Below are 9,578 nucleotides of genomic sequence, written 5' to 3' on the forward strand. Positions count from 1 at the left end.
CAAATTCAGCCGCCCGCTTTGGTAACCTCAACCGTGTACACACGGACAGCATTCCCCTGTTTAACAGTAACCGTCAGCGGGTGTGCCTGCCCATCGGTAAGCCATGTTACAGTGCCGCCATTACGCACGTTGTTGCCGTTATAAGAAATTTCAATCTGCGCTCCTGCCTGACTGCTGGTTGCTTCAATCTTAGCGCTCGTGCCCGTAGGCGCAAGCGTATAGCTGTAAGTAGTAGAAGCGAATACTGGAGAAAGCGTTTCACTCCCAACAGCCAGCGCCGAGAGCTGGGCATCATTTGCATTGTCCGCAGCAAATTCCATTACTGTCGTGACATTCTGATTGTTGATGTTGATCGCCACAAACGCACCCGGAATCACCGGCGCGCCGTCAGCACGCTGTTTGCCCTTGAATACTGTATTGTCCTGAATGAACTGTACTTCTCTGCTGGATTCAATGGTCATTCCTGCACGCATGGCCAGCAAGTATAAATCGCCGTAACCGCCGATGATATCTCCGTCCGGAATAAATTCAAGAACATCGATATCTCCGTCCACCACAGGCATTACTCCGGGATACTGAGCAATAAGACTGCCCTCATAGTTAAATGCAATCAACTTAGAACGCAATTTTGCATAGGTTTTGCTGTTCATTGCCCAGAACTGACGACCACGGCTGTATCGTGTGAAAGTGTTCCCTGCGGCTACAGCCAGCGCAGCCCAGAACGGAATCGGATCTTCCGTACTATCCACTTTTAGAATATTGCTTGTATGGAGATCGACCCACTCAGGCGCATTTGCTGGGTAATCTGCCGGTTTTGACGTCTGCGCCAGACGTGTGACGATGCCGAGAGGCATTTTGCTGGCTGTACCCTTACCGTACAAAATAGCCTTATCCATTGCAAGGCCAATGCTCTCGGAAAGCATTTCAACAATCCAACTTGCGAGGCCGATATCGTTGTCCTCCAAAATGGAATTGCACACAGGCACAAAGCCTGCAACCTTGAAACCGTCAAGCGTGATCTGATTGAACACAAAAGTCAGTTCATTGATTGCTCCGCACATCTCCGTCCACACTGCCTCTGGTACAGTGCCAGCGATGGTCTGACGTGCTTCACCACTGACGTTGCGCAGGCGAACCCGGTTCAGAAGCTTTGAGTAACGGAACATGTTTTCAGAGATAAGATCAAGGAAAACAACCGGAATAGTCAGCTCCGCGCCGGTCACAGCACGATTCTGCCCCTTCATGCTCCGCAGCTGAGTAAAAAACTCCTTCGTATCATCGCGTTCGACAATTGCTTTTCGCTGCTCCATCGGAAGAGCATCAAATGCGCGCTTGCTCATGGGAAGCGCCCGAATATTGATATCGTTCATATGAATTACAGTCCTTTCTTTGTGTTTCATTTCCGGATTACTGCGCGTCGGTGCTGCTTCTTCAGCGGCATCCAAGTCTGCTTCAAGGCCTTCGATTTCGGAGGAAAGCGCAATCTTTGCATCCTCGTGCGCTTTTTTCTCTGCATCATACTTGTCCACTTCTTCAGCTACAGCAGTTTCCTGTTCTTCTGTTTCTGCTTCACTGATTGCAGTTTCAAGTTCTGATTCTCTTACTGAAAAATCCGCATCTTTTGCGCGAAGTTGTTCAAGCTCTTCTTTCTTTTTTTCAATACTGCGCCGCAGCATCATGGTTTTAAGTGCCATTATTTTCTCCTTTCAGTCGTGCCAGCATATTGGCTTTCCATTCTTCTTTTTTTTGACGGCGTAAGACATCAAAGTCCTTTTTTCTCGCTTGTACCGATGTGTCCTCATAGGCAGGGAACGTAACGACGGATACCTCGTATAGTTTTACCTTGCGCAGTTTCCATACCGTTGTTCCGTTTTCCATAACCTCAGTGCTCTGATCGACAATATCAAAACCGAAACTGCATTGGCTTACATCTCCACGTTTTACCCGTTCATATAGGTTCATCGCGTCCTGATCCGCCTGATTGATGGTGATACTTCCCCACAGGCCGGTACGGTCAACATGGAGCTGCAAAGTCCCTGCTGTTGTACGCCCAAGCACAAGCGTGCTGTCATGGTTTACCAACGCTCTGATATCTCCGTCCAAAGTATCATCAAAGGCATCTTCGTCAATCGTTTCGATGGCATTTTCCCACATGCGGTATTCACTTCCAAAAACCGCAAAATAGCCTTCTATATACAGGTTCCCATCCTCTGCGCGTGTTTTAAATTTGCTGTCTCGCACAAGCGCAGTCCTTTCAAAAGTCACTCACTTCCACCTCCATTCAACTTATTTTGTTCTCCAATCATTCCTCGCGGGATATAATTTTCCAAGATGACCAATTCATTTAGCCCAGGTAATGGAGACAGTCCAATCCAATCTCTCACTTCATTTCCTGTCATAATGCCTCTCACAAATTGATCGTCCGCAACTGCCGCTGTATCCTTTAGGTCATAATTGTACAAGCTTCTAGAATTAAACCTGAAAAACCAATCAGGGTTATACAGCAGTTTCTTTGTCATTTCCTGCTCTATTACACGCGCCATTGGCATGATTGTGGAATTTATAAAATTGTTCCATGCATCTCGATGGAAGTCTCCAATCCCTAATACGAATGGAGGAACTCCGAGAATCGATGCAACCGTTCGTTTATCCAGCGTTACCATATCGGATAATGCCAAATCAGATAACGTCAACGGCTTTACCTGTTCAACGCTGAATTGTTCCGCAGGAATCAGCCATGGTTCTCCCGCGCTGTTCGTGTTTATATAGCTATCCAAAAGTTTTTTTCTTCCATCTGGACTTGCAAATTCTTCCGTCAACGCATCGACTTTTACGATAAGAGAAGGTTTCCACTTGGATTCCATAAACCCTTTTTCAGTCTTTGCCGCCTGCCTCAAATTGTTTGCCACGTCCGCAAGCGCCACTCTGTAGCCTTCACCTTTCCACGGGTAAAAACTTCCAGGGTTTAAAACAAAGTGCAAAACATCATTAGGGTCGTATTCTCTTCCATCAATCATTACCTGATAATCCCAAAGTCCATTTGGAACGAATGCTGTAAGTGCAGGAGGTATCGGAATTAAATCCATTAATATCCCTCTGTGTGTATCAGGATATACAACAACGTTTCCGTTTCCTTCTAGTATCAAGTTTTTTACAACCCAATGGATAAACGTCGAGCGTGTCATATTATCATTCGGATTGATGTCTATTTTCCGGCTTAATTCATTTTTAATGCGGATATCTCCATCATTTGTATTTTCCATAAGGTGTATAGTCATACTCGCAATCAGTTTTGCAATCGTATCCACCGCAGCACAAATTTCAGGGTTTTGCGATAGACTTGTGTAACCTTTACATGCAAGCGATTCCCAAGCATCAGATGAACATACCCATGCTAGGCTTTGAGGTCTAGGCTCAGCTCTTGTCGTTGCGCGCCCACGCTTATTTTTTTTGCTCATGTCTCACCCCACCATTTTTTTGCGTTGTTGCTTCTGTCCATACTCTCAAGATATCTAATACAGGCAAAAACCGATGCATCAAACAAGTCGATTCGGTGCTCTGGTTGTATCTTGTCATACTGAATCATGTCATCGGTCTTTTCGATGGCCGATACATTTTCCACGCAGTATTCAAACGCTTCCGAATGCAAATAAAAAAGAGCACCATTTTTGGCGCTCTGCTCAATATATCTGAATCCCTCTGACTTTTTATAATAATACTGCGGTTGATCTACAATTTTAAATCCAGCTTGCTTCATACCAATAAAATATTCCCGGCAAAATTTCCGGTCATGCCCTACCTGTCTGATTTTAAATCCACGCTTACGCATGTCCTCAAACCATTTTACAACGTCTGCATGATTGACCGTAGGACTATTACACATCGTCAACCACCCATCATCTGCCCATCCGAATAATGGAATATTGTCTTGTTCTGCCTTTAGATGTGCAGCCACCACTGGGAAAAATGCATGAGTAATAATGATATCTACCCCTCTGTAATTTCCAAAGAGTGCTGCCGCAGTGAGATCATGCAGTTTTGAAAGATCCGCGCCACCGTACCAGTCAATCGGAAGCTTTGCAAGCTGCTCTAATGACCAATTATAAGCAGCATCGCTCTTCCGAAACTCTTCTATATCAAAATACGCTTTTATGGCATTGGTATACACGTTCAAACTTTTTGCAAAAAAATCCTTACGCTGTTGCGGGTCATTCTGCGCCTGCAAACTATCGTTCATGATTTCATCTGGGCGAATACTTACCCCATAAGCTGGATTCGCCATTTCATGTACAGCAGGACTTGTGTAATCAATGTTTCCGTCATCATCTGGATTTGCACAACACATAAAAATAAAATACTGTTCATCTTTCACTGTGCCGTCCAATATCTTACGGCAGTATTTCAGACGTTGGCCGAGAAATGCTTGTTCGTTATCACCAGCCGTAGAAATGCCAATTAAAAGTTTATTTGTGTACGCCTTCATAGCTTCTTTAAATAGATTGTATTGCTTTGGTTGACGTAATGCATGTATCTCATCTACGATTGCAATGTTGCAATTGAGAGAATCTTGCGCATCAGGGTTTGCGGCCAATGCCCGAATAAAAAACGAGCCATCCGGAAGCGTTGCTTCCATGGAATGCTCGTTGTTATTATCGATAATCTTAACATCCCCTCCGCTTTTGCTGTCTTCCCCCATTCTGCGGATATTGTAATCTAAGAAATTAAAACTTTCTAGAGATTGCATTAAAGCTGCAGATGTAATATAGGTTTTTGACCCACTGCGTCGATACCAGAGTGAAAGCGCCCAAGCTAGTGCAGCGGCAAAACTTGTTTTGATGTTTTTACGCGGAATAAAAATAAGGCCCTCATGGAACCTCACTATATCCGTACCGCGCAATTTGAATCCCAGAAGATTATAAATAATAAACTTGTGAAACGGTTCAAGTAAAAATGGTGTCCCTCTCAAAGGCGTTCCATCCAGCTTTTCTCCCTGTTGATGGCATATTGTTTTTTCAATAATCTGAATACAGAACTCTGGGGCTTTTGCGTCCATCCAATAATCTGGATTTTCAAGATCTGTAAAAAATCTGTTTACTGCCTGCTTTAATTCTTTACAGGCAATTTTCTTTCCGTTTCTGATGCTTTCGGCGTACTCAAGAACCGAACCCCAGTTTTTCCCCTTAACCGCTTTCAATGCTCATAAGCGCCGCAGCAAGTCCACCGTGTTTTTCATTCTTTGGCGCATCTCCTGTCATTTTCTTATAGCTGGATGGCGTAAGCCCTAATTCACGCCAGTACGCCAGAGCGCTTTTATTAAGGTCATCCCATAAAACCAGCAATGGATTTTTAGTCATGTTCGTGGAACCACCTTTGTTTGTATATTGGATTACGGATGCCCCACCAAACTTCTGAAACTCTCTGAACGTTTTATCTCTCTGCTCCAATATTCCTGCAAGTGTTTCCACTGCTGAATCATAAGCGTCTTTTTGCACTCCAAGTGCAGTCATTTGTACAATAATTAATGTTTTCCATTTGGATTTCGTCATAAACTGCACCCCTTTTACAAAAATTCAGCTCAGAGTTGGAAGAAGTTACCCTCACCATTTGAGGGATCCAGACTGTAAACATATGTTGAGGGGGGGCTAATATCTATATCTCATTGCTCCCGCCTTTTCTGGATGCTGTTTGTTATGGCAGGCATGACACAAACTTATAAGATTGTTATCATCGTATGCAAGCTCAGGGTATTCATCAGAATGTTTTATGTGATGAACCTCTCTTGCAGCTATCATCTTTCCATACCTCTTGCACTCTTGACATAAATAGTTATCTCTGCGCAATATTTTTAAACGTTTGCGCTTCCATTTTTGGCTTTGATAATCAAACTGTTTCATTGCTTTTATATTAAACCCGTTATAGGCTAAATCTTCTTGCCGGGTCTTCCCCGGCATCATTGCTTTGTTGACCCGGTGTGCGTCCGGGTTGCTCTACCAACTGGGCATAAGAAAAAGCACGCAGATTTCTCTACGTGCTTTCTCGATTATATTGTACCGCATCATTTGTATAACATTCAAGTGACTTTGTGTGCCATTTAGTGCCACAAAGTATCACCGATTTAAATTAATTTGAAATGAGAAATAGCATCATCATGTAATCTATAAATCGTTCTTTTACCCACGCTCATTTTTCCGTAAAGAGCTTCTTTCACCTGTTTCCATGACATCTGCTGTCCATATCTAAAATCCGTGTATCTTAGCCGCAAAACTTCTCGTTCTAACGGGTCTTTCAGCGAATCAATGGCTTTATCCACTTCACGCATTACAGCAAGGTTTTTGGCATAATCATCGCTGTGTGACGCACACCAATCAACTCGCATATCTACTGCTTTCATCGGGTCGTGTGCGCCTATGTGCTGACTACCATCTCCGGCCTGTGGTGTAATGCTGGTTTCAGCAGATTTCATCGCCATGATGCGTTGCTCAATGCTTCGATTCGCCCGCCAGTATCGTTCATAGTTCTTAAGCTTTTCATATTCCATTTATCAAACCTCCGCTATCAAACCTCTGCGCATAGCCACATATTTCCCGTAGCTTATAGGGCATTCTCCGCGCTTACGGCGCTCGTTGTTATATGTATCCAGCTCCCTTAAAAATGAACCGAGCTTGTCCCGCTCCCTTATTTTCTCGGCCTTTCTTTTCAATTTTAGTTGTTCTTGTGCTATTTTTTGATTTTCCATTCTGACTTTTTTAGCACATGAATCACAATATTTCCGAGACGAGTTCGGTCTCTTCAATATCATCGGAACACCACACACTTCACACTGTCGCTCAATCATCATCGTACCTCCCTGAAACCACCAAGCACGCCCACATAACAACAGGGCAGGACAGCAGCAGTACAATTCCCACAGCCTTTGCGAAAGCTATGATTATTTCGAGCATGCCGGGGCCTCCTTAAGCCTGCTTTCCAGCCTGCGCACCTTGTACCTTCTGCGGTTTTCCACAGCGTCAAAGCACTCGTACATCATGCAGAGTTGCTCCATCATAATAGACACGTCCGCGATCTCGTCAACGATGGCGTCAGTGGCCGCTGGCTTTTCGTTTACGCCGGCGCGACGCATTTTACAAATCGCCTTTATGAGTTCGCTCATTTCTTCGATGGCTACATCTTCTTGAGCAGTTTGTCCGTATATAAGGATTGCCTTTTCAAATATTTCTTTCATTGGTTTTCCTCCTCACATATTTTTTACGCCTCTGCCCACCGGAATGAACGAATACACGCTAATCACAGGCGCAAGCGGCAGGCTCGCATGACAGGCAGTCACCATCATGGCAAGCGCATTTTCGTCAACTTTGGCGCTGTCATGCATGACAATAGCATCCGATTCGCCCCTGCGCGTTTTCACGCGCACACGCTGCCCTTTTTTCAAGTCAACAGGCGTTTCAAAAAGATAATTACCGAATCCATAGTCGGCTTCATGCCTTACAAGTACAACGTTCGTCATAATCTTAATTCTCCTTCTCCTTACACTTCACAAATTCGCAATGCCCATCAAGCGGGCAGCTGGTGCAAGTCCGTGTGTCCGTGTACGTTTCCACACGCTTTAAAATGCCGCATCTTTCAATATTTTTCGGCACATACGCTCCGCACGGCCATGTCAAGCCAGAGCCTGTCCGGCAGTCATCGTACTTGGTACAGTTTTCACACTTCATCACTGCGCCTCCTCTGCTGGCTGCTGGAGCCATCTTTTGCGTCCTTCAGTGCATTTTTCAGCGTCCGAATAGTCTTCCCGATCTGGGTCGCACCTCCATCCAGATGAAAACGCACACTGCTGACAATTAGCCGGATTGCATTCCATCAAAAACTCCGCCAGCTCATTATCGTCCATCGCACGGATGCGGTCTGCGTTGGACATTGGCGCTTTATAATCAGGGCAAAGATAACATTCTGTGTTTTCTCCAAGTCTAGCATATTCAATACAGGTTTCTTTATTTACACAGTTACTCATACTTCCTCCTCCGCTGTCTGTTGTAGCCATTGCAATGTCAAATCCGGATATTCATAAAAATCATCATTAAGTTTTGTCGCAAGAAACTTCGCAAGCTCATCATCGCTCATTGCCCGGATGCGGTCGGCGTTGGTTGACGGCTTCGGGTTCTCGTGCACCGCCTTGTATCGGTCGCGCTCTGCGGCCACCGTGGCAAGTTCGCCTATGAGATTCGTGTTGTCGATTTTTTCAAAGTAGAGTTCTGCGCGCAATTGTTCAATGCGGTCTGCCGCTTCCGCTGTAATGCCTCCATGATTTTGGTATTGAGCGGAGTATGCGTTTAGTCTCTCCACAAGCTCTTTATCTGTCATGCTCTGCCTCCCTTTCCTTCAGCGCGGCCTCGGCGGCTTCGCGGGTCAGAAATACGGTTTTGCCCATTTGGGGGATATCGCTCCACCAAAATTCTGTTTCTCTCACATAATCAGCCCCGTCAAGTTTTCTTGCATGCGAATAAACAGGACTTCCGATTTCGCACTGCAGCACCACCAGCCGCCCCTCTTTCTCCGCCTGCGCCAGCTCCTCCGGCTCCAGCCCGGTTTCCTCGTAGGCAGCGAGGCGTTCAGTTTCTTTTCCAGAATACTCAGCGTCGCCAACACGCATACGCCATTTTCCACCGTCAAAGTATGTATATCTCTCCATGTCAATCCTCCTTGTAGGCTTTCGGAAATCGCATACTCGCAATCACATCCGCGTTATACGGCAATTCTTTCCATGTAAAATTTCCGGTTGGATGCTCACTTCTGTATGCTGGCATTACAATCCCTCTTTTGAGTGTCACCAAATACCAGCCAGTTTTTTTAGGGGCTTTTGTTGACCATCTCATTTTATTCCTCCCGGCGCTGGCCCCAGCTGCAAAAATCAGTAAGGTTGATATTACGGTTTGTCATCTTACAGTAGCACCAGCTTTCGACTTCGTTTTCGCCAATACATGTAAACTTGCATTCATTGCAGTAGCACGCGCCTGCAGCGTGTACTGGGTCGACGGTGGCCCTGCTCTTTATCATGTGGGCTACATCCGCTTCACAGAAACAAACCTCTCCCGGATTTCGCAAGTGTCCCACATCAAGCCATTTCAGAAAATCATCCGCATCAATCAGCCTTGCCATTATCAGCCCTCCGGTTCCATGCTTCTTGTGCTTCGAGGTACTCAGAATCATTTTTGTGATATTTTGCGCTGTATAACACCCTATTTGAACGAGCATCACAGTTTGTGCAGCGCACATATACAGCATCGTACCAATGGCCTTTAGTTTTTACCTGTTTCCTTACAAATTCAGCTTTTCCCCCGCAGAAAGAGCACGGCTTTAAGTCAGTCATTGTCTGCTCCTTTCAGCGGTCGGCCGCACTCCGGGCAGAACTTTGTCTCATAAATGCCGACCGTGTGCCACTGATTACCGCTCCATTCCTCGAACATGATTGCTATCGGCTTTTTATCTCCAGCCCTAAACATGATTCGTTTGTGCGGCGCAGATTTTCCAACATCATGATATGATAGGTCACACCCTTCAAGGTCCGGTTCAAGCGTAGCGTT

General features: G+C 45.3%; 17 protein-coding genes. All 17 read right to left on the bottom strand.

The window, feature by feature from the left end:
* Window positions 1-5 precede the first annotated feature (5 nt).
* Window positions 6-1,694 (bottom strand): phage major capsid protein, encoded by a 1,689-nt coding sequence (locus TQ39_RS17500; protein ID WP_050006491.1) that lies wholly within the window; start codon window positions 1,692-1,694, stop codon window positions 6-8.
* Entirely contained in the window at window positions 1,684-2,265 is a 582-nt protein-coding gene (locus TQ39_RS17505) for an HK97 family phage prohead protease (RefSeq protein WP_156146397.1), read from the bottom strand. The genes TQ39_RS17500 and TQ39_RS17505 overlap by 11 nt, the downstream gene beginning before the upstream one ends.
* Window positions 2,262-3,458 carry a phage portal protein gene (locus tag TQ39_RS17510; RefSeq protein ID WP_050006492.1) on the bottom strand — a complete coding sequence of 399 codons (1,197 nt, stop codon included), beginning with the start codon at window positions 3,456-3,458 and terminating at the stop codon, window positions 2,262-2,264. Before TQ39_RS17510 ends, TQ39_RS17505 begins: the two co-directional genes overlap by 4 nt.
* Window positions 3,455-5,194 carry a terminase large subunit gene (locus TQ39_RS17515; RefSeq protein ID WP_050006493.1) on the bottom strand — a complete coding sequence of 580 codons (1,740 nt, stop codon included), beginning with the start codon at window positions 5,192-5,194 and terminating at the stop codon, window positions 3,455-3,457. The genes TQ39_RS17510 and TQ39_RS17515 overlap by 4 nt, the downstream gene beginning before the upstream one ends.
* Window positions 5,181-5,546 carry a P27 family phage terminase small subunit gene (locus TQ39_RS17520; protein WP_050006494.1) on the bottom strand — a complete coding sequence of 122 codons (366 nt, stop codon included), beginning with the start codon at window positions 5,544-5,546 and terminating at the stop codon, window positions 5,181-5,183. Before TQ39_RS17520 ends, TQ39_RS17515 begins: the two co-directional genes overlap by 14 nt.
* Before the next feature lie 96 nt (window positions 5,547-5,642).
* Window positions 5,643-5,954, bottom strand: coding sequence for an HNH endonuclease (locus TQ39_RS21880; protein ID WP_244139043.1), 312 nt, complete (start codon window positions 5,952-5,954; stop codon window positions 5,643-5,645).
* 161 nt (window positions 5,955-6,115) lie between these two features.
* Window positions 6,116-6,538: a hypothetical protein gene (locus TQ39_RS17525; RefSeq protein WP_050006495.1), complete on the bottom strand. Its 423-nt coding sequence runs from the start codon at window positions 6,536-6,538 to the stop codon at window positions 6,116-6,118.
* A gap of 3 nt (window positions 6,539-6,541) precedes the next feature.
* Window positions 6,542-6,838 carry a hypothetical protein gene (locus TQ39_RS17530; RefSeq protein ID WP_156146399.1) on the bottom strand — a complete coding sequence of 99 codons (297 nt, stop codon included), beginning with the start codon at window positions 6,836-6,838 and terminating at the stop codon, window positions 6,542-6,544.
* A gap of 90 nt (window positions 6,839-6,928) precedes the next feature.
* Window positions 6,929-7,222 carry a nucleoside triphosphate pyrophosphohydrolase family protein gene (locus TQ39_RS17535; RefSeq protein WP_050006497.1) on the bottom strand — a complete coding sequence of 98 codons (294 nt, stop codon included), beginning with the start codon at window positions 7,220-7,222 and terminating at the stop codon, window positions 6,929-6,931.
* A gap of 12 nt (window positions 7,223-7,234) precedes the next feature.
* On the bottom strand, window positions 7,235-7,504 hold the full coding sequence (locus TQ39_RS17540; protein ID WP_050006498.1) for a hypothetical protein: 270 nt from the start codon (window positions 7,502-7,504) through the stop codon (window positions 7,235-7,237).
* A 207-nt stretch (window positions 7,505-7,711) separates the two neighbouring features.
* Window positions 7,712-8,008, bottom strand: a complete 297-nt coding sequence (locus TQ39_RS17550) for a hypothetical protein (RefSeq protein WP_050006500.1) — start codon at window positions 8,006-8,008, stop codon at window positions 7,712-7,714.
* On the bottom strand, window positions 8,005-8,358 hold the full coding sequence (locus TQ39_RS17555) for a hypothetical protein (RefSeq protein WP_050006501.1): 354 nt from the start codon (window positions 8,356-8,358) through the stop codon (window positions 8,005-8,007). The genes TQ39_RS17550 and TQ39_RS17555 overlap by 4 nt, the downstream gene beginning before the upstream one ends.
* Window positions 8,348-8,686 carry a hypothetical protein gene (locus TQ39_RS17560; protein ID WP_050006502.1) on the bottom strand — a complete coding sequence of 113 codons (339 nt, stop codon included), beginning with the start codon at window positions 8,684-8,686 and terminating at the stop codon, window positions 8,348-8,350. Before TQ39_RS17560 ends, TQ39_RS17555 begins: the two co-directional genes overlap by 11 nt.
* Before the next feature lies 1 nt (window position 8,687).
* A complete protein-coding gene (locus tag TQ39_RS21085) occupies window positions 8,688-8,870 on the bottom strand; it encodes a hypothetical protein (RefSeq protein ID WP_156146401.1) in 183 nt (60 codons plus the stop codon).
* A 1-nt stretch (window position 8,871) separates the two neighbouring features.
* On the bottom strand, window positions 8,872-9,153 hold the full coding sequence (locus tag TQ39_RS17565) for a hypothetical protein (protein ID WP_082052344.1): 282 nt from the start codon (window positions 9,151-9,153) through the stop codon (window positions 8,872-8,874).
* On the bottom strand, window positions 9,137-9,364 hold the full coding sequence (locus TQ39_RS22030) for a Lar family restriction alleviation protein (protein WP_082052345.1): 228 nt from the start codon (window positions 9,362-9,364) through the stop codon (window positions 9,137-9,139). Before TQ39_RS22030 ends, TQ39_RS17565 begins: the two co-directional genes overlap by 17 nt.
* Window positions 9,357-9,578, bottom strand: a 222-nt coding sequence (locus TQ39_RS21485) for a hypothetical protein (RefSeq protein ID WP_207641412.1), incomplete at its 5' end; no start/stop codon positions are given. The genes TQ39_RS21485 and TQ39_RS22030, both read right to left, overlap by 8 nt.

The organism is Ruthenibacterium lactatiformans (assembly GCF_000949455.1).
Classification (GTDB): domain Bacteria; phylum Bacillota; class Clostridia; order Oscillospirales; family Ruminococcaceae; genus Ruthenibacterium; species Ruthenibacterium lactatiformans.